The sequence below is a fragment of the Pseudarthrobacter sp. GA104 genome, from assembly GCF_009741265.1.
Lineage (GTDB): Bacteria > Actinomycetota > Actinomycetes > Actinomycetales > Micrococcaceae > Arthrobacter.
Window position 1 is genome coordinate 1,684,724 of the sequence record NZ_WOWL01000001.1, and the last position, 24,542, is coordinate 1,709,265.

A 24,542-nucleotide genomic window follows, 5' to 3' on the forward strand; every position below is an offset into this window, starting at 1 on the left:
GAATTGCAGATATGGAAACTAATCCGGACGACTTGCTGGTCCTGCTGGCCGTCTCACGGTCAGCGAAATTCACGACGGCGGCACAATCCTTGGGACTGAACCACACCACCGTGTCCCGCCGGATAGCCGCTTTGGAGAAGTCGCTGGGCGGCAGGGTGCTGGCACGGGCAGCGGGCGGCTGGGAACTGACCGACCTGGGCACCCGGGCGGTGCAGGTAGCTGAACAGGTGGAGGCGGCGATGGGTTCGCTGGGACCTGCCGGCAAGGAACCGGACCCTATTACCGGCGTCGTACGCATGACCGCGACGGACGGGTTCAGCGCCTACATCGCTGCTCCTGCCGTGGCGCGGCTGCGGCGGAACCACCCGGGGCTGTGTGTAGAGGTGGTGACCATGACCAGGCGGGCGCTGCAGCAGCGCTCGGGGCTGGACATTGAAGTAGTGGTCGGCGAACCGCAGGTGCACCGGGCCGAAGCGGTGCGGCTGGGCGAGTACATGCTGGGGATGTACGCCTCGCGGGCCTACCTCGCCGAGCACGGAACCCCGGCCAGCGTGGCCGAACTCAACGAGCACCCGCTGGTCTATTTCGTGGATTCGATGCTGCAGGTGGACGACCTCGACGCGCCGCGCCGGCTGGTGCCCGGAATGCGCGACGGCGTGACGTCCACCAACGTCTTTGTCCACGTGGAGGCAACCCGGGCCGGAGCCGGGATCGGATTCCTGCCCTGCTTCATGGGCGACCTCCACGACGACCTGATCCGCCTGCTGCCCACCGAAATCGCCGAACTGCTCCCCTACTGGATGGTGCTTCGGCCGGACTCGCTGCGCAGGCCTGCGGTGGCGGCAGTAGTCCAGGCGCTCCGGGAACAGGTGGCCGCGCACCGGGAAAAGCTGCTGGGCCGGGGCAAACCCTCCTCCATTGCTCCGTAGCTGCCGTTTTCAGGCCTCAAAACGGCGTTTACGGAGCAATGGACGGGGCGGGCGGGTCGTGGCGGACCGGGGCTCCGGCCGCGAAGGCCCTGACCTGCGCGTCGTCCCACAGGTGCGCCGGGACGGCACCGCCCAGGAGCCGCCGGGCCAGCTTCGGATCGTCGCCGAACGGTGTATCGCTGCCGGCCATCACCATGTTGCCGTAGCGCCGGCCCTTGAGCATGGCCGGGTCCGCGATGATGACGGTGTGCTTGAAGGAAGCCGCGATGGTGGCGGCATCCTCCCGGGCGTTTTTCAGGTCCGGGGCGTCACCGGAGTTCACCACATACAGCCCGCCGGGCGCCAGGACGCGCTTAATGTGCTGGTTGAACTCGGCAGTGGTCAGCGGGCGCGGGGTCACGGCCCCGGCGAAAACATCCCGGATGATGAAGTCGCGCGTATCCGCCGTCAAGGTTTCGGTGACTTCCCGGGCCTCCCCAACGCGGATCCGCAGCAGCGGCGCCTTGGGCAGGTCGAACCAGCCGCGCACGTACCCGGCCAGCTTGCCGTCCAGCTCCACCACCACCTGCCGGGCGTCCGGGTAGACGGCATGGAAATAGCGGGCCAGCGAGCAGGCGCCGCCGCCCAGGTGCAGGCCGCGCAGCTTTGGGGCCTCACGTTTCTGCACGCCGCCGGAGGAAGCGCCCGACGGCGGCCAGCGGGACTCGATGAGCGCGGCCATCCAGCGCATGTACTCGAAGTCCAGGAACAGCGGGTCCGCCAGGTCGATGTGCGAGCTCATGACGCCGTTGATCTTCAGGAGCCAGCCGGTGGAGTTGTCCTGGTCCGCGATCAGCTCGCAGTCCCCGGTGTCGATGTAGTAGACACCCTCCACCGGACCGTTCGGACGGGTCCCCTTCGGCACTTCCACCACGCCCGCCGCCGGACGGCTGCCGCGGCCCCCCGGTTTTCCGCGTTTCGCCATTACCCGTGCCCCGCTTCAGTCCGACCAACCAGTTCGAACCTCCAACCCTAGTTGGTCTGCACGGCCCCTTCACCTTCGCGGATCCGGTTCACCACGGCAGTGGTGGAGCGCTCCGCCACGTAATCCAGGATGGCAACCCGGCCCCCGTACTCCTCCACGGCCGGGGTTTCGGCCAGCATCTCCGGGGTGTAGTCCCCGCCCTTGGCGTACACCTCGGGCCGGAGCTGCCGGATCAGCGGGGCCGCGGTGGGGGTATCGAAGACGGTCACGTAGTCCACGCAGCTCAAGGCCGCCACCACCGCTGCCCGGTCCGCCACCCCGTTGATGGGCCGTCCCGCGCCCTTGAGCCGCCGGACGGAGCCGTCACTGTTGAGCGCCACCACCAGGATGTCGCCCAGCTGCTTGGCCTGGTTGAGGTACCGGGTGTGGCCGCTGTGCAGCACATCGAAGCAGCCGTTGGTCAGCACGATCCGCTGGCCCTCGGCCCGGTGCAGTTCCAACTGCCGTTCCAGTTCATCCGCACCCAGGGCAGTGTCCGCGAACGCCTTCAGGTAGCGGCTGAGCTGTGCCGTGCTGCAGACCGACGTGCCTGGCTGGTGCACCACCACGTCCGCAGCGGACTGGGCCAGGTCCAGGCCCGCCGTCAACGGCAGGCCCGCTGAACGGGCCAGGGTCAGGGCGGCCACAAAAGTGTCGCCGGCTCCCGACGCCTGCTTCTCCGCCGCCGGACGGGCCCACGTCCGGTGCGTGACGCCGTCGGGCCTTAGCAGGACGGTGCCGTCACGGTCCAGCGTGACCACCACCGCCCTTGCGCCCGTAGCCTGCAGCAGCGCATCCGCGTGCCTGCCCACCTCGGCCACCCTGTCCTGCCCCTCGGGCAGCCGCACGTCCAGCATCCGCGCCGTTTCCTGCGCGTTGGGCGTCACCAGGTCCGGACGGAGCGGCGCCCAGGGTCGGGGATCGTGCGAATCAACCACCAGCAGTGGGCGCCCTTCGCCATCCCCGCGCCCTTTGCCCGCCAGGGCCTCTTCCAGGCCACGGCGGACAGGGTCCGCCAGGACGCCGGTGCCGTAATCGCAGACCAACACCGAGTCCTGGTGTTCGACGGCGGCCCGCACCGACGCGGCCAGCTCCGCCAGCGCTTCGACGGGCACAGACTTGGCCGCGTCGTCGATGCGCAGCATCACCTGGCCGCCGCTGCTGATCCGGATCTTGGTGGTGGTGACCATGTCCGGGTGGTCCAGCAGGTAGGTGACGTCGATCCCCGCCGCCACCAGCTGGTTCCGGAGGTCCGCGCCGGCGTCGTCCGTTCCGATGATGCCGGCAACGGACACCCTCGCCCCGAGGGCGGCCAGGTTCATTGCAGTGTTGGCCGCCCCGCCGGGCACTGACTCGCGGGACTGGATGTCCACGACAGGTGCGGGTGCCTCACGGCACAGCCGCTCGATGCTGCCGCTCCACCAGCCGTCCAGCATCACGTCACCAATCACCAGGATGGCCGGCTTTTCCGCCGCCAGCCGCCCGGGAAGCCACTCGGCGAGTGCCCGCTGCTGCGAGAGGTCCCCGGCTTCCGGCAACGTGCTCACGACCGGTCCTTGCGGGGGTCCGCGGCCGGCGGCGCTGCTATGTGCACTACTTTCACCCGGCTGAATTCATCCAGCAGTTCCGGGCCGTAGCCGAAACCGGCGCCGCTGATGCCGCGGGGCTGGGCCGCGCCGCCGGGGGCACCGCCGAACACCTCGTTGATCTTGACGGTGCCCACGGGAAGGGCGGCCACCGCCTGCTGGATGTGGGCGATATTGCCGGACAGGACCGTGGCAGCGAGTCCATACCTGCCGCTGCACGCGAGCCGCAGGCCGTCGTCGAACGTTTCCACCACCTGCACCGGGGCAACCGGCCCGAACGTTTCTTCCCTCATGACCTCCATCGCCTCGGTGCATCCGGTCAGCACCGTGGCTGGGTAGAAGGAGCCCGGACCGTCCGGAAGGGCGCCGCCCTCCACAGCGTGGGCGCCCTGCTGCAGCGCGTCGGCCACGTGGGCGTGGACGGCGTCCCGCATCCGCCCGTCCACCAGCGGGGCCACCGTGCTGTTGCCGTTGCGGAGTGCTGCCTCCGCCTCCAGGGCGGCACAAAACTCGGTGGCGATGTCCTCGTGGACGTAGATCCGTTCAACCGCCACGCAGATCTGGCCGCTGTTGCTGAAGGCACCGATTGCCGCCTGCTCCGCCGCCCACACAGGATCGACGTCGCGGTCCACCAGCAGGGGATCGTTCCCCCCGTTTTCCCGGATGACATGCGCGCCGGTCAGGGCTCCGGCCGTGGCAATGCGGGCACCGGCGGCGCTGGAGCCCACGTGCGCGATGACGTCCACTTCCGCCTGTGCCAGAAGCGCGCCAACGCCTGCCCCGCCCGAAATTGTCTGGAAGGCACCCGGCGGGAACGCCGGCGCCAGGACCTCCCCCAGGGCTTCGCCGAGCCGCGGGCAGCGTTCGCTGGGTTTGTGGATCACCGTGTTGCCGGTGACCAGCGCCGCGCCGATCAGGCCGCACGCCACCGCCACGGGATCATTCCACGGGGTGAGGAGCGCTGCCACTCCCCGCGGCTCCGCCACCGTGTAATCCGAGGCCAGCGCATTGCCGCGAAGGCTGAGTCCGCGGTGGACCGGACCGAGTTCGGCATACTGCTCCAGGGTGGAAACTCCGGCAGCGATCCCCGCCAGCGACTCGTCCACCGGCCGGCCCGTTTCGCTGGCATTCAGTCCAGCCAGTTCCCGGGCGGCAGCCTCGAGCGCGCGTGCTGCCGCCTTGAGCGCGGCCCCCCGCTCAGCCGGGGCCGTGGAAGCCCAGTCCGGCGAAGCGCTGCGTGCTACCTCCACCGCCCGGGCCACGGCGTCCGGTTCGGCCTCGGGCACGGTCCAGAGGACCTCGCCGGTGCGCGGGTTGCGGATGGTGATTCCGGCCGGCGCGGCTGATTTTTGGTCCGTTGTTGTTTCGATGGCAGTGGTAGGCATGGTGTCCCTCCCGTCGTTTCCGGTCTTGTGGTCTGTTGCCTTTAGGGCCAGGAGCCCTCTTCCTCGTGGCAGACCAGCATTTCGCGGACCTCGCAGCCCGTGGGCTGGTTCAGCGCGAACAGAATGGCCTGCGCCGTATTGGCGGGGTCGTTGAGGCGGGAATCGTCCTGGGGCTTGTACTGCTCGGTGCGGTCATCAAAGAAGCGCGTCTTCATGCCGCCGGGGATCATGGTGGTCACGCCAATCTCTCCGCCGGTCTCGGCAGCGAGCGCGTGGCTGAAGCCCACCACGCCGAACTTCGAGGCGCAGTAGGCCGTCGCATCGGCCACCGCGCGCTTGCCCAGGGTGGAGGCAACGGTCACCACCCGGCCGTGGGTCGCCTTGAGGTAGGGCAGCGCAGCCCGGACGACGGACACCGTGCCCATCAGGTTGACGCCGATCACCTTCTCCCACTCGGTGGCTTCGACGTCGGCCAGCTTGCCGCAGCGGTCGATGCCGGCTGCGGTGACTACGGCTTCCAGTCCCCCCAGCGATTCGGCGGCTTCCTTGACGGCGGCTTCCACGGCCGCACGGTCCGCGACGTCCACTTCAAAGGCCTTCACGCCGGAGACGTTGCTGATGTCCCGGTCCAGCACCACGGGCGTGCCGCCCGCCTTGAGGACGGCGTCGACGACGGCGGCCCCCAGTCCGGAGGCACCTCCCGTTACGAGCACGCGGCCGGGGGTGTTCGGGGCAGTCACATTCACTTCTGCAGTCATGGTGTTCCTTTCACTGGGGAATACAAACTTTGGGGCGGGTGGGCGGCCGGCGGCCGGTCAGCTCACCTTGGCGAGGGCGTGGGCCAGTCCGGTGGTGGAACGGGCGGGGTGGTAGGGAACGGTTAGGCAGCGCCCGCCCCACTTCTCCACGAGGTCGGCCTCCGGGAGGCGGGCGCCCTTGTAGTCGCCGCCCTTGACCCAGATGTCGGGGCGAAGGCGCTCCAGGGCCGCTTCCGGGGTGTCTTCATCGAAGATCATCACGGCGTCCACGCATTCCATGGCCAGCAGCAGCTCGGCCCTGTCCTGTTGGCCGATGATGGGCCGGTCCGGGCCCTTGAGCCGGCGCACCGAATCATCGGAGTTGAGGCAGACGATCAGGCAGTCCCCCAGTTCGCGCGCGGCCGCAAGGGACCTGACATGGCCTGCGTGCAGGAGGTCGAAGCAGCCGCCGGTCGCCACTACCTTGCCGCCGTTGTCCCGCATCACCCGGGCCAGCAGGAGCGGTTCGCTGATCCGCCGCTTGCCGCCCACAGGGGTCCGGGGCCTCAGCGGTGCCGCAATCGGGGCGTCGGAGCCGGCCTCGGAAGCGGCGTCGGCGTCGGGGCGGGAGCCGGGGTCCGGCAAGGCGGACACTCCCCCGTTGGCCAGGAAGTCGGCGGCATCATGGACTGCGAGCCTGGCGGCCTCCCCGAGGTCCCTGCCCGCCAGGAGGTGCACGGCCAGGCTGGCCGCGAGCCGGTCGCCCGCACCGCAGGGATCGCCCGCTTCCACCCGGGGCGCCGGCACGGGATCCGGGGAATTACCGCCTGCCCGCAGCAGCACCGCGCCGTGTTCGCCCTTGGTCACCAGGACGGCGCGGCTTTGCCAGTGCTCCAATAGGATCCTTCCGGCCCGGACAGCCGGGTCCTCCGGCCGGCTGTCCGGCGAATGCCCTTCCAGCCCGTGGACATCCCGGCGAGGGCCGCCGGGCACCGGGGCCTGCCGGCGTTCCCCCGCCAATGCCTGGGCCGCTTTGCTCGCCTCTGCGAGGTTGGGGGTCACCACGGCGACGCCCGGCACGGGATCCGGGCCGGCGGGATGCGGATCCCAGATGATGGGGATGGTGCCGGCCAGCCGGGCCAGGAGGTCGCGGAGCTGCGGATTTGCCGCCAGGCCCCTGCCGTAGTCGGCCACGACAATCGCGCCGGCCATCTCGACGGCGCGGAGCATGGCCGGGCTGGCGTCCGGGATGGGGACCTCCCCGCAGCCCTGGTCGAAGCGGACCACCGGGTGCGATCCTGCCCTGACCCGGGTCTTGACCGGCGAGGCATAACCGCTGGGACCGGTAACCAGCCGCATTCCGGTGAGGTGCGATTCCAGCTGTCGGCCGGCGTCGTCATCGCCCAGGACCGTCACCAGCGTCACGGGCCAGCCGTCCTGGGCGAGCATCCGCGCCACCAGGCCCGCACCGCCGGCACGCCGCTTCACGCCGGAAACGTCCACTACGGGAACGGGCGCATCGGGGCTGAGCCGGGTGGCGTCGCCGGACAGGTCCACGTCCAGCATGACGTCGCCCACCACGACGATCCTCATGGCCGGCCTCCCCGCAGTGACAGGGCGGCATCGGCGCCGCTGCGCCGGCCCACTTCCAGGTCAAAGGCGCGGCACATCGCATGCAGGGCGATCAGGTGCCCTTCCTGGGCGTTGGCGTTGAGGGCGTCGACCATCACGGCTTCATCGCAGGCATCGGCCAAGGGATTGGGGCCGACGCCGGTCAGCGCCCAGGTGGTGATGTTCAGCCGGGCGGCAACTTCCGCCGCGCGCAGCAGGTTGGCGCTCTTGCCGCTGGTGGACAGCAGCATGAGCACGTCGCCGGACCGGCCGTGCGCGCGCACCTGCCGCGCGAAGACGTCGTCGAAGCCGTAGTCGTTGGCGATCGCGGTTACTGCCGAGGATTCGGCATGCAGCGAGATCGCGGAGAAAGGGACGCGTTCGCCGTCGAACCTGCCCACCAGCTCGGCAGTCAGGTGTTGCGCTTCAGCCGCTGAACCGCCGTTTCCGGCTGCGAGCAGCCGCTGCCCGCGCAGCAGGCGCTGGGCCAGCTCCACGCCCCAGGCGGCAAGGCGGCTGGACTGGCTCCGCAGCGAATCCAGCGCCGGCATCACGTTGTCCAGGTGCGTCAACACGATGTCCGAGCTGACCGGGTCCACAAAGCCGGATCCGGGCAGCGCCGCGGGCAGGGCCGGCGGGGCGTCCAACATCCGCAGGTCGGTTTCACGAAGGGACCATTCCGCCGTCACAGTGCCGCTCCTTCCATCGGGGCAAGGCTGGCGGGAGCCCCCGCCATGGCCAGCTGATAGGCCTTTTCGGTCTCGGCGGCCACCCTGTCCCATGAGTACCTGGTGCGGGCCCGGAGCTTGCCCGCATTTCCGAGCTCCGCCCGCAGCGTGGGGTTGTCCAGCAGCATGGCAAGGGCGGACGCGATGGCCTCGGGATCCCGCGGCGGCACGTGCAGCCCGGTCCCGTGGTCCACCACGGTGTCACGGAGGCCGCCCACGGCCGCGGCCACCACCGGGACGCCGCAGGCCATGGCCTCCAGCGGAACAATGCCGAAGGGCTCATACCAGGGGGCGCACACCACGGCATCGGCACTGCGGAAAATCCCCGGCATCGCCCCCCGCGGCACCTGGCCCTGCAGCCTCACCTGCTCCGAGACCCCCAATTCGGCCGCAAGATTCATCAGGCGGCGCACTTCGGGATCGGCATGGAGCGCCCCGGAGTCCCCGCCGCCGCCCACTATCAGGAGCTCGACGTCGTCGAACCCCGCCTCGCGCAGGTACGGCAGCGCCTTGATCACCAAATCCACGCCCTTGCGCGGCACCAGGCGGCCCACCGACAGGATGCGGTGCCGGCGCGCGCGGGCATCCACGGGTCCCTCAGCGGAGAAAAAGCCCAGGTCCACACCGCAGGGGGCGATCGAGATCTTGGCGGTGCTGATGCCCATGGCCTTGAGCTCAAACACCTCGTCCGAGCAGGTGGCAATGATCCGGTCCGCGGACCGGCCCACGCCTGGTTCAAGCCAGCGGCGTTCCTGCGGGCTGGTGTCCTCTGCGCCCTGGTGCCGCCGCTTGACGGTGCCGAGGGCATGGAAGGTCTGGATGACGGGAATGCGGTACCCGGCATCCGGGCGCCTTGCTGCGTCCAGGGCGGCCAGGCCGGACATCCAGAAGTGGCCGTGCACCACATCCGGCGGCCGCGGGCTCCAGTCCCCGGCCACGCCGTCGGCCAGGTCGCCCATGAAGGGCAGCAGTTCGTCCTTGGGGACATGGCGCGGCGGTCCCGCATCCACGTGGACCACCTCAAGGCGGCTGCCCACCCGGACCCTGGCGGGAAGCCCCGTTGCATCCCTGCGGGTGTAGACGGTGACGTGGTGGCCCCGCCTGGCAAGGGCTTCGGACAGCGCCGCGACGTGCACGTTCTGCCCGCCGGCGTCCACTCCGCCGAGTGCCGCCAGGGGACTGGCGTGCTCGGAAATCATCGAGATTCTCATGGGGTCTTCCTCTCCCGCGCCGGAACAAGGATCCGCTCGTCCGGGCGTTCGTTGTGGCGGTGGCTGGACTTGATGACAACGAGGTCCGCCAGGACCTCATCCCAGCGGTCCTGGAACCTGCCCAGGCCGTAGCGTTCCAGTGCAGCCTCGCGGGCGGCGACGCCCCGCCGTCGTGCTTCCTCCGGATTGGCCACCAGCCGCTGCGCGCAGCGGAGCAGTTCGTCGATGTCGGCAGAGACGGCGCCGGCTTCCGGCGGCACCGCGCGGGGCGCTTCGGTGGTGGCCAGGGCAACCACCGGCATGCCCAGGTGCATGGCCTCCAGGAGGGACAGCCCCAGGGAAGTCCAGCGCATCGGGTGGATGTACACCCGGCACCTGGCCAGTTCACGGTGCAGTTCCCGGGTCTTCAGGTCGCCCCTCGGGATCAGCCGGGACTCTGCTATCCCGGTGGCGGCGGCCAGGCCGTCGGTCTTCATGCCAAAGACCTGCAGCGGCGCCACCGACGCGAAGGCGGGCAGCAGGTCCGTTCCGGTAACGCGTCCGCGCCGGATGGGTTCATTCACCACCACCCCCAGTTCGGGCAGTTCCCCCGTGTAGAGCTGTCCGGGGTCCGGGATTCCGTGCTCGACCACCGTTGCAGCCGCAGAGCCGTTGTCCCAGGCCAGCCTGTTGAAGTGCGTCACGTGGACCAACGGGATGCTGCGCTGGTCCGCAAGCGGGTGGCGGGTATTGGGGAAATCGCCCTTGGGGGTGTTGTGCTCCACGTACACGGCAGGCAGGTCCGCGCCTGGCCGGCGGCCCAGCAGCCGGGCAACTTCGTCGATTTCTTCCGGGCGTTGAAGGACGACGGCGTCAACCTCCTCCGGGTCCAGCGCTGCGAGGTCCACCTCCCGCACAGATGCCGGCCAGTCCCTGCCGGCACGGCCAAGCCCCCAGGGTCCGCCGCCCGGCAGGACGGGAAGGAGGAACTCATGACGGCCGCGCACAAAGGCGTCCGTCCAGGAACCGTGGACATGCCAGAGCAGGATCTTCATCTGTTGCGGGCCTTTCTACGGGTGCTGACGTGGGTACTGAAAGAGCTCACTCCGCCCATCAGGCGCTCCACCGCCGCCACCACGTCCTCGGGGGAAACGGAGTCCAGGCAGGGGTGGCCCGGGACCGGGCAGACGCGGGCGCGGGTCATCCGGCAGGCTGCGTTCTGGTCCCCCAGGAGTTCCAGCGGAACCCCGTACGGCGCCCAGCGGATGGCCGGAACCACCGGCGAAAAGAGGCAGGCAACGGGTGTGCCCACGGCGGCCGCGAGATGCGCCGGACCGGTGTTGCCGGTGACCACCGCCTCCGCCCCTGCCATGACACCGGCCAGTGTGTGCAGGTCCGTTCGGCCGCCAAGGTCCAATGCTGAGGGCCCGGCCACCGTGGCGGTCAGCGACGTTTCCCCCGGACCGCCCGTCACCACCACGCGGTGCCCTGCGCCTTGGAGGAGTTCGACGGCGGCCGCGTGGTGCAGCGGCGGCCAGGCCCTCGCGGGAACGGCCGCGCCGGGGTGGACCACCACATAAGGCTCCCCGCCCACCAGGTCCCGGACATCCGGCACGGATGCCAGGTGCAGCTTGCCGTCGTCGCCGGCCGGGAGCCTGAAGCCGGCGGCCTCGGCGATGCCCAGGGCGCGTTCCGCCTCGGGCTGGTCCTCGGGGAAGTCCTCCCCCGGTTTGAGCCGGACGTCCAGGAGGGATCCCGCGTAGTCGGTGGAAGCCCCCGTGATGCGCTCAACGCCCGCCAGCCGCAGCAAAAGCGCCAGCGGAAGGGGCGACTGATGGAAGGAGGTGAGGATGACGGCTTCGGTAATCCTGGAGTTCCGGACATACTCAATCAGCCTGTCGGCGTGCGGTCCGGTCATCTTTGGGGCGGGATTCATGATCCACGGGCTGTCCCAGCTGTAGACCTCAGCGGCTCCCGGCAGCACGCCGGCCGCCGCCTCCCCCTGCCTGCCGCACAGCAAGACGACGTGGTTGGGCCTGCTGCCGTCCGGGATCCTGCCGTTGGCTACGGCCCTGACTGCAGGACCGGCCAGCAGGACGTCGCCCATGCTGTCCAGGCGCGCCACCAGGACGCGCCCCATTACCGCCCCTCCTGCAGCAGGAGCACGGCGCCCGCAAGGTCCTGCGCCACCAGGCGGGCTTCAGCCACTTCACCGGCAAGGGTCACGTGCGTCGGGACCAGCACTCCAGTGGCGCCGGCTGCCTCCGCGGCCCGCACGTCCGCGCCGATGTCACCGATCAGCGCGGCCTCAGCCTCCCGGATGCCGAGTTTCCGGCATGCGCTGTGGACCATGCCCGGCGCCGGCTTCCGGCAAGGGCAGCCATCCTGCTCGGCATGGGGACAGACTTCCCACACGTCGAAGGGGCCCAGCAGTTCGTCCACCCTTGCATTGACACTGGCCACTTCGGCGGCAGTGATCATGCCGCGGGCAATGCCTGACTGGTTGCTGACGACGCCGGTGGCAATGCCCTCGGACCGCAGGGCGTCAAGCACGGCTTTGGCGCCGGGCATTGGCCGGACAAGGTCGGGGTTCCCGTTGTAGGGGACGTCGACCACCAGCGTTCCGTCCCGGTCGAAAAGGACAGCCCTGAGCCTGGATGTTGCGGTGCTTCCCATGCCCTCCCTGTTCCCCTCTGCCGCTGCCCCTAAACGGGGCCGGACGGTTTTCTCACCTGCCGGCCGCTTTTGGCGCCAAGCCACTGAGCAGGCAAGATAGCGCTGCGATTGCCTGCTGCGGCTTCTCCCGTGCGGTCCCGGGGAGGGCCGGCTTCGGTGCTCCGGCGGGAGCGTGGCTGCTACTTCTTCCTGGCCTGGGCGGTGCCCCTGCGGGCCGGGTTCCGGCCCGGCCAGGCAGGATTGCCCGGCCCGTGGAGGGCCCGCAAGCACGCTTCGGAGGCCGTTGCCCTACCTGCGCCATGGCTTCCGGTTCCGTGGACTGTTTTCCCTCGGACTGCGTCCAGTTCCCGCGGGTGCAAGCTTCCCTCAAGCCTTCGCTGGAGCTCCACCAGGACTTTGGCAAGGCGCCGTGAGACCTGCATCTGGGACATGCCCAGCCGCTTCCCCAGCTGCACCTGGGTCTCCTCGCAGAAGTAACGGCGGTAGAGGAGCTCCCGGTCCGCTGTGTCCAGGTCCTGGATCGCGTCGCGCAGGCAGGCGAGCTCCTCCAGGCGTTCCAGCGGCGTTTCGGGGCATGCCAGCACTTCACCGATGGACGGCGCGTCCGAATGCGGGTTGACGGCGTCCAGGGAGTCCGGGTGCATGCTGCTGGACGCCGAGATGGCCTCCTGCACTGCGGCCGGATCCTCATCGAGCGCCCCTGCAAGTTCGGCCACACTGGGGTTCCGTCCCAGCGACTGGGTCAGCTCCGGCTCGGCCCGGAACATCCGGGAACGCAGGTCCTGGATGTGCCTGGGCGGCCGGACCACCCAGGTGCGGTCGCGGAGGTACCGCTTGAGTTCCCCGGTGATGGTGGGGGCAGCGTAGGCGGGGAAGCTCTCGCCCTTTGACTGGTCAAAGCCGCGGGCCGCCTTGACCAGCCCCAGATAGGCCACCTGGTTCAGGTCGGCGCGCTCGCGTCCGCGGGCCTCGAAGCGGGCGGCCAGGGCCTCGGCCAGGTCCAGGTAGCCAAGCACAAGATCGTTTTCGAAGGTCTGGCGCAGCCGTCCCATTTTGGCCCGGGACGGGCTATTTCCCATGAATTCGGGCTGATGTTGGTGGGCGGCCGTAGTATCCGCGGCAAGTGCGGGAAGGTATTCGGGCATTGTCGTTGGTTCCCTCGGGTCGGGGGTCCGAAAGCCTGCGGCAAGACTCAGAAGAAGGAAATCATAAGGTTGCTTATAAAACAATCCCTCCCGGTTGTAGGCTCGCCCTGTAAGCGGTACTAGCCGGCCACGCCAAGGAGTCCCTGCCAATGCACATCGCCATCACCGGAGCCAGCGGAAACGCGGGAACGGCCCTGCTGCGCAAGCTGCAGGCGGAGTTGTCCCAAAAACCGGGAAGCCTGCAGTTGACGGGGATCAGCAGGCGCCGTCCGGACACCAGCCGGGCACCCTATTCAGGGGTGGAGTGGCACACCCTTGACGTGGGCCTGGCGAGCGACCGGCCCCTGCTGGACGCTGCGCTGGCAGGAGTGGACGCCGTCGTTCACCTGGCATGGCAGATCCAGCCCAACCGGGACCTTGAGCAGCTGTACCGGACCAACGTCACCGGCACCAGGAACGTCCTTGCCGCAGCCGGGAAGGCCGGCGTGAAACAGGTGGTCTGCGCGTCGTCCGTGGGCGCCTACAGCAAGGCTCCCAAGGATCGCCGGACGGATGAGTCGTGGCCTGCCCGGGGCATGCCGGGTTCACACTACAGCCGGCACAAGGCGGAGCAGGAAGAAGCCCTGGACGCTTTCATGTCAGCGGAGCCGGGCATCTTCGTAGCCAGGCTGCGCCCGGCCCTGATCTTCCAGCGCGACGCCGGGAGCGAGATCGGGAGATATTTCCTGGGGCCGCTCATCCCAAGGCTCCTGCCGGGGAGGCTGCGGGTGCCTGTCCTGCCAGTCCCGGAGGACCTCATCTTCCAGGCGGTCCACGCCGACGATGTGGCTGATGCCTACTGGCGCGTCATTGACCAGCGCGCCTCCGGGGCATTCAACGTTGCAGCCGAACCCGTCCTGACACCCCAGGAACTTGCCCGCATCCTGCGGGCCCGAAGGATCCTGCCCATCCCCATGGGACTGCTCCACGCCGTCGTTGGTGCGGCATGGAGGCTGCGGCTCCAGCCCACAGACTCCGGGTGGATTGAGATGGCGGCCGGAGCCCCCGTCATGGACACTGGCCGGGCACGGCGGATACTTGGCTGGGAACCCCGGCTCTCATCCACCGAGGCAGTCACCGAGGTACTGGCGGGCATGGGAACGGGGGAAGGAGTTGCTCCCTCCCCCGTCCTGAAACCGAGGAACGTTCCTTCGCCCGCGGACTAGATGCCCGGGCGGGGATTCTGCCTGTCCCCGTGGGCACCCCCGGCAGGATTGGGGCCCTCGTTGCGCCGGCCGTCCCGGTCAACGTCGGCTCGGTCAACATTGGTGCGGTCAACGTCAGTGCGGTCCGCGTCGGTGCGCTCAGCGTCGGGGCGGGCTTCATCACGTAATGCCGGGCCCCCGGCAGTGTCAGCCCGGCCGCCTGCGGCGCCCTCACGGTTGGCACCCTCGCGGTTGGCGTGGCGGGTGTCTTCACGGTCGGCGTACTCACGGTCTGCATGGCCGGCACCGTCGCGGTGGGCACCGTCGCGGTGGGCACGGTCGCGCCGGTCGCCCCTGCCGTCGGGGTCCAAGGTGACGTCAGGGTCAAGCTCGTCGGCTTTGCGTGTCCGTTCGTTCACGTCGTCGCGGAGCGACTTGGCCTCCGTGGCCTGCTGGTCCGCCTGCTGGCGCAACCGCGCCGCATCCACCTGCGCCTGCTCCGCATCCGCCCTGGCCCGGATCGCCTTCGCTTCGCGCTCGCGGGCATCGAGCTCCTTGGCCTCGGCCTCGCGGCGGATTTCAGCCGCCTTCTCCCGATGTGCGTCATCCCGCTTCTGCTGCATCGCCTTGCGGCGCCGCCCGCTTGCCAGCAACAGCAGAACCACCAGCACCACCACAACGACGGCAACCAATACCCAAATCCATGGAGCTGTTTCCAACCTACCCACCACTTTCCACTTCGATGTACCCGGCAGGCGATCGCCTTACCGGTCGACTCTTTTGGAACCTAATGCAACTCGCTTAGCAAGGGTACTTACCTTTTATTAGTAATCATGCTTATTATTTTACGGCCAGTATTGCTGGTTCTTGATCAACAACCGGCCTTCTTGGAAAGAGAGAGCGAAGATGACAGAGAACCAATGGCCCGAGGACCCCGCCTACACGGCCCCGCCGGCCTCCACAGGAATTCCGGGTGAGCGGTCCGCCGCCACCTTCCCGTCCGCCGCCACTCCCCCTTATGGCCAAACCCAGACCGGCGACATCTCCGGGGCTTCCCGCAAGGATGCGGCAAGGGAAGAAGCAGCAGACGTTGCGCGCACGGCCAAGGATTCCGCCCAGGGCGTTGCCCAGACCGCCAAGGAGGAAGCCGCGCATGTGGCCTCCGAGGCGAAGACCAGTGCGCAGGATCTTTTGCACCAGGCGAAGTCGGGCCTGACAAGCCAGGCGGGAACGCAGCAGCAGAAGGCAGCGGAAGGCATCCGCTCCATTTCCAGCCAGCTGCAGAGCATGGCCGCTGCACCGGACCAGCAGGGCGTGGCCAGCGACCTGGTCCGTCAGGCTGCCAGCACCACCGAAACGGTAGCCTCCTGGCTTGAGACCAAGCAGCCGGGGGACCTTCTCGGCGAAGTCCAGAGGTTCGCCCGCAACCGCCCCGGCACGTTCCTGCTGGTCGCAGCCGGCGCAGGCGTCCTGGCCGGACGCCTCACCCGCGGACTGACTGCAGGGGCCCCCGAAAGCTCGTACGGCACGGGCACCACCACGGCCGGCCTTGCCGGCCAGTACCCGGGCGCCGGGTATTCCGGTACGCAGTACGGGGACCAGTACACCGAGTCGTATGCACCGGCAGGCGGGACAGTGCCGCCTCCTCCGGTCCAGCTTCCCGGGCCGGCCACCACCACCGCAGGGTACGACGGCGGCGCTCCCGGCAGCGGCTACGGGGAGCCAACGCGTCCGGCCAGCGCACTGGACAGCCCCCAGCTGGTTGAAGAACCGTGGTCCGGAAACCGGGTTGCCGACGATCCGCTTGGCAACCGAGACCTCGCCGACGATCCTATGGCAGGTGATCCCCTCACCCGGGACCGCTCCAGGGATGGCCAGTCTGGCGGGCTGTGATGAGTAGTTCTATTCCGGAGATGCCGCCGAGCGAGGCGCACCTGAAGGCTGATAACGCCTCGCTGGGTGAGCTGCTCGGGGACGTGACCCGCGACCTGTCCACGCTGATGCGCCAGGAAGTGGAACTCGCCAAGGCCGAACTCAAACAATCCGCGGACAAGGCCGGCAAGGGCTCGGGCATGCTCGCCGGCGCAGGCGTGGCCGGGCACTTCGTGCTCGTCTTCCTGTCCCTGGCCCTGATGTTCGCCCTCGGCGCCCTGATGCCCCTGGGCTGGGCCGCCCTGATCGTCGCCGTGGTCTGGGGCATCACCGCCGCGGTCCTGGCCTCGATCGGGCGCAAGGAACTCAAACAGATCAAGGGCCTGCCCCAGACCGGCGAGACCCTGTCCGAAATTCCCCCAACCCTAAAACCAGGTGAGGTAAACCGATGAGCGATAATCCGGACGCAATCCGTTCAGACATAGAAGCCACCCGCGCCCGCCTGGGCACCAACGTTGACGCGGTCGCCGACAAAGTCACCCCGTCCAACATCGTCCACCGCCAAACCGACAAAGTAAAAGACGCGGTCACCGGCGTGAAGGAGAAAATCATGGGCACAGCAGACTCAGCCACCAACACCGTTCAGGACCGGATGCACTCCGGCGCCGGGCACACCAGCAACGCGATGCACTCCACCGGGGACACCCTGCACGGGGCCAGGGACAACGTGGCCTCCACGCTGTCCGACGCCGGCACCGCGATCTCCCACGCCCCGGACCAGGTCAAAGCCAAAACCCAGGGCAACCCCTGGCCGCGGGCCTGATCGCGTTCGGCGCCGGGATGCTCATCTCCTCCCTGATCCCCGCCAGCGACAAGGAACGCGAGGCAGCCCAGCAGCTCAAGACCGCCGCCGAGCCCCTCGCCACCCAGGTCACCGACGCCGCCAAGGACATGGCCCAGGACCTCAAGGAACCCGCCCAGCAAGCCATGGAAAACGTCAAAGCCACCGCCACCGACGCCGCCCAAAACGTCAAAACCGAAGGCCAACACGCCGCCACCGACGTCAAAGACCGCGCCACCGACGCCACCTCCAACGTCAAAAACACCTAGGCCAAACACCCAACGGCCCGCCGTGGCACCCGCATGGCAATAGGCGCGCCGCAAAGGCACATAAGCACCACTGACAGGCCGGCCCCGCCAACCCGCGGAGCCGGCCTGTCAGGTTCAGGCCCCAATCGAGAGGACACCCCATGGCCACTCACGACTCTTCCGAAACCAGCACCGCCAAGGCGGGCCAGGCACCGGATCCGGACGACTCCAGGAAGCCGGATAGCCCCAAGGAATTAGACAAGCCAAACTGGAAATACATCGCCAAGAAGACGCTGCGCGAGTTCACCAAGGACCAGTGCCCTGACCTCGCCGCAGCCCTGACCTACTACGCGGTCTTGTCGCTGTTTCCGGCCATCCTGGCGCTTGTGTCCCTGATAGGGCTCTTTGGCGACCCGCAGAAGACCACCAATGCGCTCCTGCAAATCGTCAGCGGTTTTGTCCCGGCCGAGACTGTTGACACGGTAGGCGGGGTGGTGCAAGACCTGGCAAACGCCCCAGCGGCAGGATTCACCCTGGTCATCGGCCTTGCCACCGCACTGTGGTCGGCTTCCGGGTACGTGGGCGCTTTTGGCCGGGCAATGAACCGGGTCTACGAGGTGGATGAAGGCAGGCCCTTCATCAAGCTGCGCGGCACAATGCTGGTGGTCACGCTCCTGGCTGTGGTTATTGTTGCCGTCCTGGCCGGCATGCTGGTGCTCAGCGGCCCGGTGGCAGAGGCCGTGGGCGGCCTGATCGGCCTCAGTGGCGTTTTCCTGACCGTATGGAACATTGCCAAGTGGCCGGTGATGATCGCGCTTATCGTCGCCATCATCGCCGTACTGTACTACGCAACACCCAACGTCAAGCAGCCCAAGTTCAAGTGGATGAGCATGGGCTCCGGCATCGCACTGTTCGTCTTCCTGCTGGCCTCCCTTGGCTTCGGGTTCTACGTGGGCAACTTTGGAAACTACAACAAGACCTATGGCGCCCTTGGCGGCGTCATCGTCATGCTCCTGTGGCTGTGGATCCTGAACATGTCCCTGCTATTCGGCGCGGAGTTCGACGCCGAGATGGAGCGGGGAAGGCAGCTGCAGGCCGGCATTGAGGCGGAGGAAACCATTCAGCTGCCGCCGCGGGACACGAAGAAGAGCGAAAAGTTGCAGAAACAGGAAGAGGAAGACATCAGGCACGGCCGCGAGCTCCGCGAGAAATACAGCGCCGCCAACGGCCAGGATGAGGCTTCCGGTGGGAATGACGTCGGCGGCAAGAACGATGCCCAGCCTACAGAGCCGCACCGGGAAAGGGTCCGGGACAAAGTCCGGGACCGCGCCCACGGCGGAGAAAGCACCGAGAAGAACTAACGGCAACCGGGCCCCGGCAGGAGCGCTGCCGGGGCCCGCCGCCGGGGGCTAGGCAGGACTTCCAAGATAGGGGAAAATTGATAGCGGAGGTCCTGTTATCTTCCCGGGTTTGGCATGGTGGCCCGGGTGTAGGCGGGGCCGGCGGCGAGATGGCCTCTTCTGAGACCGAGGCCAGTCCCCCCAGTCGCCGTCGGCCCCCTCGATTCAGGACGGAATCCCTGGCCTGGGTGGACGGCCTAACTGGACAAAGTGTGCCGCCTGCCATACCTTCATGATTATTCTGCAAGGCCTTTCTGGGCCGGGCAGGGCCGCTGAAGCAGAAACGGCGGCATCACGGTCGAACCCGAATGAGCGAACATGCCTGCTACACATTTTGAAGAATTTCTTGCCGAAGCAGTTGTCGCGGACAGGGAACCGGGCCTTGGCCTCGGACGCGATGAGCTGTACGGTCTCTACACCAGTTGGTGCCTTCTCCACAAGGCTTCGCTCCAGCCGCCGGAAGCACTGTGGGCGGCGTTGCAGACACACGAAATCAACCCGGACAGCAACAACCTGTCGATGACCGGACCCGCGGCCGCGGACTACATCGTGGCCAGCGCCCCTGACCTGGTCTGAGCATCCCCCGGCTTTGCGGCCAACAACTGCCTGGCGGATCCAGCCAGCGACCTGTTGAACAACACCCCAGGCTGGCTAGCATGGGAGAACGGCATGCGCATTGCCGCAGGCCACAAACCGAAGGGAGAAATGCCATGGGTTTGGACGACAAGATTGACAATGCCGCCGAGAAGATGGGCGGCAAAGCCAAGGAAGCGGCCGGTAAGGCAACTGATGACGAAAGCCTCCGGACTGAGGGCCAGATGGACCAGACCAAAGCTGACCTGAAGCAGGCCGGCGAAAAGGTCAAGGACGCATTCCGAAAGGACTAGTCCTCCTCCTGGAAAGGGTCCGCTGCGGAAACGCAGCGGACCCTTTCCGTTTATGCCGTCCAGTCCCGCGCTGGCCTAATTCTCCGGCGCCAGTGCGATGTCCATGCCGAGCGTGCGCAGGTAGGCGCCGAACCCCTGCGGGGCCCGCGCCTGTGTCCGGCCCGAGGTCCGCACCCTGACGGTGTCAGTGGCCCTTACGTCAAACCCCTTCTCCCGCAGCCGCGCCGCCAGCACCCGGTCCTCATGCGCGAGGTGCCGCGGGAACCCGCCGGCCTGAAGGTATGCCGAGCCGCGGATGCCGAAATTTGCTCCGAACACATGCGGATGGTCTTCCGCGAACGGGTGCATGGACTCCCAACGGCTTAGCAAGTCCGGCGTGACACCCGCAGGATCCACTTCCACGGACCCGAGGACCGCATCGGCCCCCGCTGCAGCTATCTCCAGTTGACCCACGAGCCAGTTGTCCGGAACAACCGAATCGGCGTCAGTGTTGGCCAGCCACAGTCCTGCCGCGGCCTCAGGACCGTCGTCGCTTAAAGCGCCGAGCACCTGCCAGATCCCGGCACGCCTGCTCCGCCCGACGCTGCGGAAGGCGACCGGCACGGCAGAAAAACAGCTGTTCCTGGCAGTGAAGGTGGCTGCAATGGCAGCAGAACCATCGGTGCAGGAGTCAAGGACCACAAGTACCCGCACGCCAATTCCAGGCTGGGCCAGCTGCAGTCTCGAAGCGGCGGCCGTAACGCCGGTGAGGGCGGCGTCCAGGTGGTCTTCCTCATTGTGAACCGGGATTACCACGGCCACCCTCTCAACAGGCGTCAAGGGGCAGGCACCGAGGCGTTGGGCGCTATCAGGGTTTCAAGCAGGAAGTCGCGTTCCCGGTACAGGCCGGCAGTGGGCCACGCCAAACGGTCCCGTGCCCGCGTGTGGACCCTTTCGCCGTCGAGCGCCCAGCCCGAGATGGGATGCCGCCAGTGGCACAGCACCAGGGCGGCGCCCGGCACAACGGATTCCCTGATCCTTTCGAGCAACACATCGAGCTCATCGGCGGCGAGGTAATACCCCACCTCGGACATCACCACAAGGTCGTAGCTTCCGTCGGGCCACTCACCGGGAAGCGTCAGTTGCCTGGCTGCTACTCCCGGGAAAGGGGCCAGGCGTTCGGCTGCCTGTTCCAGGGCGGCCCCGCTGGCATCGACGGCCAGCAGGTTCGTGCACCGTGCAGCAAGATCGGCTGTCAGCATCCCGATGGAGCAGCCGAGCTCCAGCCCGGAGGCATAGTGTTCGGCGGGCAGCGCTGCCAACGTCAGCGCGCGCTTCCGCCGCTCGTACCAGCTGGTGGTGTAGTGCCAGGGGTCCGGTTCCCTGGAGTGGACACCGTCAAAGATGCGCCGGGCGTCCTTGCTGGTATGGGGCGCCTTGCCGGCGGCATCCTGCTTTCCGGCCGGAAACTCCTGCGGAGCAGTCCAGGCGAAAGTTTCAAAGGGCCGGGAGAAATGGCGCAGGAAGGACTCATCCAGGAGGACTTCGTCGCCGGGGTGCGGCGAAAGGGGCCGCGTCTGGCTGGTGTGCTCCTGCAAGGCCTGCGCCTTTAAGGACTCTTCGCCCGGTTCTAATGGCAGCCGTACCCAGGACTGCCAGTCGGAGTGCCCGGGCCCGGCCCAGTGCCAGTACCAGATGGGGTACTCCAGCAGGGCATAACCGCCGTCGGCAGCAACAGAAGCGGCGGCAGCGCCCAGGGCCTCATGGTCTCCGTGCCCGTCGGCCCGGTAGGGCGCAACAATGGCGAGCCGGCCCGCGGGTGCGGCCAGTCCCGCCGCGGCCTCACTGACACAGCGGGTGATGGCCTCGGCGTGCTCCGCCAGGCCGCTGTCCGGCAGGCCATGGTAGCGCCAGCGGTCTTTGAGCCCCAGGGATTCGAGGGCAGCTGCGAACTCTGCCAGGCGGATGGCGGTCAGCTCTTCCCGGGAGACGGTGGTGGAGGCGGGGTGTGAGGCCTCCCCTGCCGTGAACAACAGCACCTCCACCTCTGCGCCGAGTGTTTGAAGCCGTGCCAGCAGGCCGCCCGCTCCGAGCGTCTCGTCGTCCGGGTGGGCGACCAGGACCAGGAACTTCATGGCGGCCAGCTCCTGCGGACCCAGCGGAAGTTCCGGAAGGACTGCGAGTCCCCCTCCCGCCCAGGCGGACTCGTCAGTCCCCTCGTCCGTGTGCAGGAAGGTCACCACCACGCGTCCCCCTTCAGGGCCAGGGCGCCCAGCTGGGCGTCGTCGCGCATGCCATGGTGCTGGCGGACGTACAGTGCCAGGTCGGCCGTCCGTTTGGCATACTTCTCGTCGAAGGCCAGCGGGGCCGGGCCCCGGTTGCTGCCGACCACCGACAAGACGCGTTCGACGGCGGCGGCACAGGTTCCGCGCACCCGCAGCGCATCGCTCCACGCCGATGCCTGCCCGGCGGTCCCCTGCCCGGCAGTTCCCTGTTCCAGGGAGTCCCGTTCCCGGCGGTCAATGCGCTCCGCCGTTCCTGCCAAATACTGCAGTGTGGAGGTAAGGATGCGGTCCAGTTCGCCGAGTGAGGCAAGCGCAATCTGGTCAGGCTCCCGGCCTGAAAGAATTCCGGCATGCAGGGAATCCCGGTAATCCCGGGCAATGCCGACAGCCCCGCCAAGCCAGCACGCGGCCACACCCATGCCGCCCCAGGCAAACCCGGGCCTGCTGAAATACCAGTTGGTTCCCTGCAACGGCTCAGCGGGGACCCTGTCGAACCGCACCGGCCCGCTGGGAATTTCCCGCAAACCCCGTGCCACCCACGCCGGTTCCCCGCAGGTCACGCCGGCGTGGCGCAGGTCCACTGCAAAGGCCGCCCGGCCGCCGTCGTCCGTGTGGGCCGTGACCACCGCGTGGTCAAGCAACGGGGCCAGGGAGCACCAGGGTTTGGATCCAGTGAGCAAAACCGAGGAACCCTTGGCTTCCGCCTTGAGCCGGAAGCCTTGACCTTCCGCGGCGAATACACCCCACGTCCCCGTGGCATGGGCAGGATCATGGCCCGCCTGCGCAAGGATGGCCAGGGCATCCAGGTGCGGCTCGAAGACGCGGGCAGCAGCGACGTCAATGGCGGCCATCGTTGCCAGGAGCTCCCAGAGAAGCCCGGTATTGCCTTCGCCGGGCCGCGGCCACTCCTTCCCGGCGTCGCGGGCCAATGCAAGCAACGCGGGGACGTCGCTGACGGCCGAGGAGACGGCCTGGAACAAGGCATCCACACCGCCAGGCCGTACCCCGTCCGCGGACAGCCGGACCAGTGTGTGTGGGCTGGCCGGCGCGTTACCGGCCGGTGATGGGCTGTGTTCTTCGGAGAGTTCCGGCATCGGGGCGGCGGCGCCTACTTGCCTGCCGGCTCGGTGACGGATGCCGTGGCCGCCATGGTCTCGGCGTTGACCATCCAGGCAAGCTGCTCCAGCCGCTCGATGGCCGCGTGGAGCAGGTCCGCGCTGGTGGGATCCTCCTCATCCACTTCATCATGGACATCCCGCATGGTCTGGACCGTACGCTCCAGCCTGGCCGTAATGAGCTTGACCGTCTCTTTCGTGGAGGTCAGCCCTGCGGGAAATTCGTCCAGCCGGCTGCCGGCCGAGACAGTGCCGCTGCGGCCATCCGGAAGGGCGTGCAGGGCGCGCATGCGTTCAGCAGCCTGGTCGGCGAAGAGCCGGGCAGCGGCAATAATCTCGTCAAGCTGCAGGTGCAGGTCACGGAAATTCGTGCCCACAACGTTCCAGTGGGCTTGCTTTCCCTGCAGGTGCAGTTCGATGAGATCGGTAAGCACCGTCTGCAGATTGCCGGCCAGGGTGGGTGACGCTTTCATCAGTTTCCTCCGCTGCTGCTCTCTGTCCGGCCGAACTCCAGCCGAAAATTCATTCTAAGCATACTTAGCAGTTCCAGTATCGAGCGCGGCAAAATGAGCACAGCGCTACCGGATGCGGGCCAGCGCGAATCCGTCCCAGCCTTTCGAGCCCACCGTCTGGATAACAGTGGCATCGAGCCGGGGATGCTCGCCGAGGAGTTTCAGCGCGTCGATGATTCCCGGCGCGTTGACCGGGTCCATCCCGGGGTCAAGGATGGCTCCCTCCCACACGGTATTGTCCAGCACCACCGTGGACCCGGGCCGGCCCAGCCGGACGGCCCAGTCCAGGTAACCGCTGTTGTTCTCCTTGTCCGCATCGATGAAGATGAAATCGAATGGTTCCCGGGCTTCTTCCTCAAGTGCGGCCAGCGTTTCCAGCGCGGGTCCCAGCCGGATTTCGACCTTTTCCCCCAAGCCGGCGGCGTCGATGTTGGCCCAGGCAACCTCTGCATGCTTGGGCAGGAACTCGCAGGTGACCAGGCTGCCGCCGTCGGGAAGGCCCCGGCCCATCCAAATCGTGCTGTAGCCGGCGAGGGTGCCGATTTCGAGCACGCGGCGGGCGCCGGAGATCTGGACCAGGAGCTTGAGCAGCTTTCCGGCGTTGGGAGCCACTTCGATGGCGGGCATGCCGGCCTCTTCGGCGGAGCGAATGGCCTGCTGCAGGGCGGAATCCGGACGGACGACGACGTCGGACAGGTATTCTTCAGCCGCAATCCACTCTGGCCGGGGCTTGTGCTCGAACATTGCCACAGTCTGGCACGGGCCCGCGCCGGGGTCCAGAGCAAAAGGCCGACGGCGGATGCGGCCGCCGCGGGTCAGGAACCGTCAGCGAGCGCTTCTTCCAGTCGGTCCACTTTTGCCGTCAGCTCACCGGTGTAGCCGGGCCGGATATCGGCCTTGATGACCAGGGACACCCTGCTTCCGTACCGTCCCACTGCCTCGGTGGCCCGCTTCACTACGTCAAAAACTTCGTCCCATTCGCCTTCGATGGTGGTGAACATCGAATCCGTCTTGTTGGGAAGCCCCGATTCCCGGACGATCCTGACGGCGGCCGCAACGGCGTCGTGCACTGAAGCATCGGAGGGACGGGAACCTTCGCTGGGCGCGCCGGAGGGGGCAACAGAAAACGCAAGCAACATGGTGCCAGTGTGCCATGCATCCTGCAGGGCTGCAGGGGGAAACGGGTGGCCTGGCGCGTCACATAACCCACTACCCTCCAGTAACAGTGA

General features: G+C 67.9%; 25 protein-coding genes and 1 pseudogene. 8 read left to right on the forward strand and 18 right to left on the reverse strand.

The window, feature by feature from the left end; all coding sequences use genetic code 11:
* The first annotated feature begins 11 nt into the window (after positions 1–11).
* Positions 12–929 (forward strand): LysR family transcriptional regulator, encoded by a 918-nt coding sequence (locus tag GK109_RS07590; protein WP_157239478.1) that lies wholly within the window; start codon positions 12–14, stop codon positions 927–929.
* A 28-nt stretch (positions 930–957) separates the two neighbouring features.
* On the opposite strand, the gene GK109_RS07595 is transcribed toward GK109_RS07590, so the two are convergent.
* From GK109_RS07595 to GK109_RS07645, 11 genes are all read right to left on the reverse strand, one after another.
* A complete protein-coding gene (locus GK109_RS07595) occupies positions 958–1,893 on the reverse strand; it encodes a spermidine synthase (RefSeq protein WP_157239480.1) in 936 nt (311 codons plus the stop codon).
* A gap of 47 nt (positions 1,894–1,940) precedes the next feature.
* Positions 1,941–3,479, reverse strand: coding sequence for a D-glycero-beta-D-manno-heptose 1-phosphate adenylyltransferase (rfaE2, locus tag GK109_RS07600; RefSeq protein WP_370460455.1), 1,539 nt, complete (start codon positions 3,477–3,479; stop codon positions 1,941–1,943).
* Positions 3,476–4,903, reverse strand: coding sequence for an aldehyde dehydrogenase (locus GK109_RS07605; protein WP_157239481.1), 1,428 nt, complete (start codon positions 4,901–4,903; stop codon positions 3,476–3,478). The genes rfaE2 and GK109_RS07605 overlap by 4 nt, the downstream gene beginning before the upstream one ends.
* Positions 4,904–4,944: 41 nt before the next feature.
* The gene (locus GK109_RS07610) at positions 4,945–5,661 is read right to left on the reverse strand and encodes an SDR family oxidoreductase (protein ID WP_157239483.1); all 717 of its coding nucleotides are present in this window, start codon (positions 5,659–5,661) and stop codon (positions 4,945–4,947) included.
* Between the two features lie 57 nt (positions 5,662–5,718).
* Positions 5,719–7,233 (reverse strand): PfkB family carbohydrate kinase, encoded by a 1,515-nt coding sequence (locus GK109_RS07615; protein WP_157239485.1) that lies wholly within the window; start codon positions 7,231–7,233, stop codon positions 5,719–5,721.
* Positions 7,230–7,940 carry an SIS domain-containing protein gene (locus GK109_RS07620; RefSeq protein WP_370460456.1) on the reverse strand — a complete coding sequence of 237 codons (711 nt, stop codon included), beginning with the start codon at positions 7,938–7,940 and terminating at the stop codon, positions 7,230–7,232. The genes GK109_RS07615 and GK109_RS07620 overlap by 4 nt, the downstream gene beginning before the upstream one ends.
* The gene (locus GK109_RS07625) at positions 7,937–9,190 is read right to left on the reverse strand and encodes a glycosyltransferase (protein ID WP_157239487.1); all 1,254 of its coding nucleotides are present in this window, start codon (positions 9,188–9,190) and stop codon (positions 7,937–7,939) included. Before GK109_RS07625 ends, GK109_RS07620 begins: the two co-directional genes overlap by 4 nt.
* Positions 9,187–10,224 (reverse strand): glycosyltransferase, encoded by a 1,038-nt coding sequence (locus GK109_RS07630; protein WP_157239488.1) that lies wholly within the window; start codon positions 10,222–10,224, stop codon positions 9,187–9,189. Before GK109_RS07630 ends, GK109_RS07625 begins: the two co-directional genes overlap by 4 nt.
* A complete protein-coding gene (locus GK109_RS07635) occupies positions 10,221–11,309 on the reverse strand; it encodes a glycosyltransferase family 9 protein (RefSeq protein WP_157239490.1) in 1,089 nt (362 codons plus the stop codon). Before GK109_RS07635 ends, GK109_RS07630 begins: the two co-directional genes overlap by 4 nt.
* A complete protein-coding gene (locus GK109_RS07640; protein ID WP_157239492.1) occupies positions 11,309–11,845 on the reverse strand; it encodes an HAD-IIIA family hydrolase in 537 nt (178 codons plus the stop codon). The genes GK109_RS07635 and GK109_RS07640 overlap by 1 nt, the downstream gene beginning before the upstream one ends.
* Before the next feature lie 179 nt (positions 11,846–12,024).
* A complete protein-coding gene (locus tag GK109_RS07645) occupies positions 12,025–12,990 on the reverse strand; it encodes a sigma-70 family RNA polymerase sigma factor (RefSeq protein WP_231754820.1) in 966 nt (321 codons plus the stop codon).
* Between the two features lie 149 nt (positions 12,991–13,139).
* Here GK109_RS07645 and GK109_RS07650 point away from each other — a divergent pair, with 149 nt between their 5' ends.
* Positions 13,140–14,195 carry an NAD-dependent epimerase/dehydratase family protein gene (locus tag GK109_RS07650; protein WP_157239494.1) on the forward strand — a complete coding sequence of 352 codons (1,056 nt, stop codon included), beginning with the start codon at positions 13,140–13,142 and terminating at the stop codon, positions 14,193–14,195.
* Here the strand turns inward: GK109_RS07650 and GK109_RS07655 are convergent.
* Positions 14,192–14,866 carry a hypothetical protein gene (locus GK109_RS07655; RefSeq protein WP_157239496.1) on the reverse strand — a complete coding sequence of 225 codons (675 nt, stop codon included), beginning with the start codon at positions 14,864–14,866 and terminating at the stop codon, positions 14,192–14,194. The genes GK109_RS07650 and GK109_RS07655 overlap by 4 nt on opposite strands.
* Before the next feature lie 214 nt (positions 14,867–15,080).
* Here GK109_RS07655 and GK109_RS07660 point away from each other — a divergent pair, with 214 nt between their 5' ends.
* The 6 genes and pseudogenes from GK109_RS07660 (at position 15,081) to GK109_RS07685 (ending at position 19,422) form a co-directional block, all read left to right on the forward strand.
* Positions 15,081–16,067 (forward strand): hypothetical protein, encoded by a 987-nt coding sequence (locus GK109_RS07660; RefSeq protein WP_157239498.1) that lies wholly within the window; start codon positions 15,081–15,083, stop codon positions 16,065–16,067.
* A complete protein-coding gene (locus GK109_RS07665; RefSeq protein ID WP_197432427.1) occupies positions 16,067–16,498 on the forward strand; it encodes a phage holin family protein in 432 nt (143 codons plus the stop codon). The genes GK109_RS07660 and GK109_RS07665 overlap by 1 nt, the downstream gene beginning before the upstream one ends.
* Positions 16,495–17,156: pseudogene (locus GK109_RS07670) on the forward strand (DUF3618 domain-containing protein). The gene GK109_RS07665 and the pseudogene GK109_RS07670 overlap by 4 nt, the downstream one beginning before the upstream one ends.
* A 140-nt stretch (positions 17,157–17,296) precedes the next feature.
* Positions 17,297–18,496 (forward strand): YihY/virulence factor BrkB family protein, encoded by a 1,200-nt coding sequence (locus tag GK109_RS07675; RefSeq protein ID WP_157239500.1) that lies wholly within the window; start codon positions 17,297–17,299, stop codon positions 18,494–18,496.
* Positions 18,497–18,853: 357 nt separating this feature from the next.
* Positions 18,854–19,111 carry a hypothetical protein gene (locus tag GK109_RS07680; RefSeq protein WP_157239502.1) on the forward strand — a complete coding sequence of 86 codons (258 nt, stop codon included), beginning with the start codon at positions 18,854–18,856 and terminating at the stop codon, positions 19,109–19,111.
* Positions 19,112–19,245: 134 nt separating this feature from the next.
* The gene (locus GK109_RS07685; RefSeq protein WP_157239504.1) at positions 19,246–19,422 is read left to right on the forward strand and encodes a CsbD family protein; all 177 of its coding nucleotides are present in this window, start codon (positions 19,246–19,248) and stop codon (positions 19,420–19,422) included.
* A 75-nt stretch (positions 19,423–19,497) separates the two neighbouring features.
* On the opposite strand, the gene GK109_RS07690 is transcribed toward GK109_RS07685, so the two are convergent.
* The 6 genes from GK109_RS07690 to GK109_RS07715 form a co-directional block, all read right to left on the reverse strand.
* The gene (locus GK109_RS07690) at positions 19,498–20,217 is read right to left on the reverse strand and encodes a glycosyltransferase family 2 protein (protein ID WP_370460457.1); all 720 of its coding nucleotides are present in this window, start codon (positions 20,215–20,217) and stop codon (positions 19,498–19,500) included.
* Positions 20,218–20,237: 20 nt separating this feature from the next.
* Complete coding sequence (locus GK109_RS07695; RefSeq protein ID WP_370460772.1) at positions 20,238–21,644, reverse strand: PIG-L family deacetylase; 1,407 nt, start codon at positions 21,642–21,644, stop codon at positions 20,238–20,240.
* Positions 21,638–22,780, reverse strand: coding sequence for an acyl-CoA dehydrogenase family protein (locus GK109_RS07700; RefSeq protein ID WP_231754821.1), 1,143 nt, complete (start codon positions 22,778–22,780; stop codon positions 21,638–21,640). The genes GK109_RS07695 and GK109_RS07700 overlap by 7 nt, the downstream gene beginning before the upstream one ends.
* A gap of 14 nt (positions 22,781–22,794) precedes the next feature.
* Complete coding sequence (locus GK109_RS07705) at positions 22,795–23,274, reverse strand: Dps family protein (RefSeq protein WP_157239507.1); 480 nt, start codon at positions 23,272–23,274, stop codon at positions 22,795–22,797.
* A gap of 105 nt (positions 23,275–23,379) precedes the next feature.
* The gene (locus GK109_RS07710; RefSeq protein ID WP_157239509.1) at positions 23,380–24,057 is read right to left on the reverse strand and encodes an O-methyltransferase; all 678 of its coding nucleotides are present in this window, start codon (positions 24,055–24,057) and stop codon (positions 23,380–23,382) included.
* Between the two features lie 71 nt (positions 24,058–24,128).
* Complete coding sequence (locus tag GK109_RS07715) at positions 24,129–24,452, reverse strand: thiamine-binding protein (RefSeq protein ID WP_157239511.1); 324 nt, start codon at positions 24,450–24,452, stop codon at positions 24,129–24,131.
* Positions 24,453–24,542 lie beyond the last annotated feature (90 nt).

Coding starts and splice junctions, on each gene's coding strand:
- GK109_RS07685 (WP_157239504.1), top strand. CDS start 19,246: ATGGGTTTGGACGACAAGATTGACAATGCCGCCGAGAAGATGGGCGGC.
- GK109_RS07605 (WP_157239481.1), bottom strand. CDS start 4,903: ATGCCTACCACTGCCATCGAAACAACAACGGACCAAAAATCAGCCGCG.
- GK109_RS07610 (WP_157239483.1), bottom strand. CDS start 5,661: ATGACTGCAGAAGTGAATGTGACTGCCCCGAACACCCCCGGCCGCGTG.
- GK109_RS07705 (WP_157239507.1), bottom strand. CDS start 23,274: ATGAAAGCGTCACCCACCCTGGCCGGCAATCTGCAGACGGTGCTTACC.
- GK109_RS07640 (WP_157239492.1), bottom strand. CDS start 11,845: ATGGGAAGCACCGCAACATCCAGGCTCAGGGCTGTCCTTTTCGACCGG.
- GK109_RS07650 (WP_157239494.1), top strand. CDS start 13,140: ATGCACATCGCCATCACCGGAGCCAGCGGAAACGCGGGAACGGCCCTG.
- GK109_RS07590 (WP_157239478.1), top strand. CDS start 12: ATGGAAACTAATCCGGACGACTTGCTGGTCCTGCTGGCCGTCTCACGG.
- GK109_RS07680 (WP_157239502.1), top strand. CDS start 18,854: ATGCCTGCTACACATTTTGAAGAATTTCTTGCCGAAGCAGTTGTCGCG.
- GK109_RS07630 (WP_157239488.1), bottom strand. CDS start 10,224: ATGAAGATCCTGCTCTGGCATGTCCACGGTTCCTGGACGGACGCCTTT.
- GK109_RS07665 (WP_197432427.1), top strand. CDS start 16,067: ATGAGTAGTTCTATTCCGGAGATGCCGCCGAGCGAGGCGCACCTGAAG.
- GK109_RS07635 (WP_157239490.1), bottom strand. CDS start 11,309: ATGGGGCGCGTCCTGGTGGCGCGCCTGGACAGCATGGGCGACGTCCTG.
- GK109_RS07675 (WP_157239500.1), top strand. CDS start 17,297: ATGGCCACTCACGACTCTTCCGAAACCAGCACCGCCAAGGCGGGCCAG.
- GK109_RS07645 (WP_231754820.1), bottom strand. CDS start 12,990: ATGCCCGAATACCTTCCCGCACTTGCCGCGGATACTACGGCCGCCCAC.
- GK109_RS07595 (WP_157239480.1), bottom strand. CDS start 1,893: ATGGCGAAACGCGGAAAACCGGGGGGCCGCGGCAGCCGTCCGGCGGCG.
- GK109_RS07710 (WP_157239509.1), bottom strand. CDS start 24,057: ATGTTCGAGCACAAGCCCCGGCCAGAGTGGATTGCGGCTGAAGAATAC.
- GK109_RS07660 (WP_157239498.1), top strand. CDS start 15,081: ATGACAGAGAACCAATGGCCCGAGGACCCCGCCTACACGGCCCCGCCG.
- GK109_RS07615 (WP_157239485.1), bottom strand. CDS start 7,233: ATGAGGATCGTCGTGGTGGGCGACGTCATGCTGGACGTGGACCTGTCC.
- GK109_RS07700 (WP_231754821.1), bottom strand. CDS start 22,780: ATGCCGGAACTCTCCGAAGAACACAGCCCATCACCGGCCGGTAACGCG.
- GK109_RS07715 (WP_157239511.1), bottom strand. CDS start 24,452: ATGTTGCTTGCGTTTTCTGTTGCCCCCTCCGGCGCGCCCAGCGAAGGT.
- GK109_RS07625 (WP_157239487.1), bottom strand. CDS start 9,190: ATGAGAATCTCGATGATTTCCGAGCACGCCAGTCCCCTGGCGGCACTC.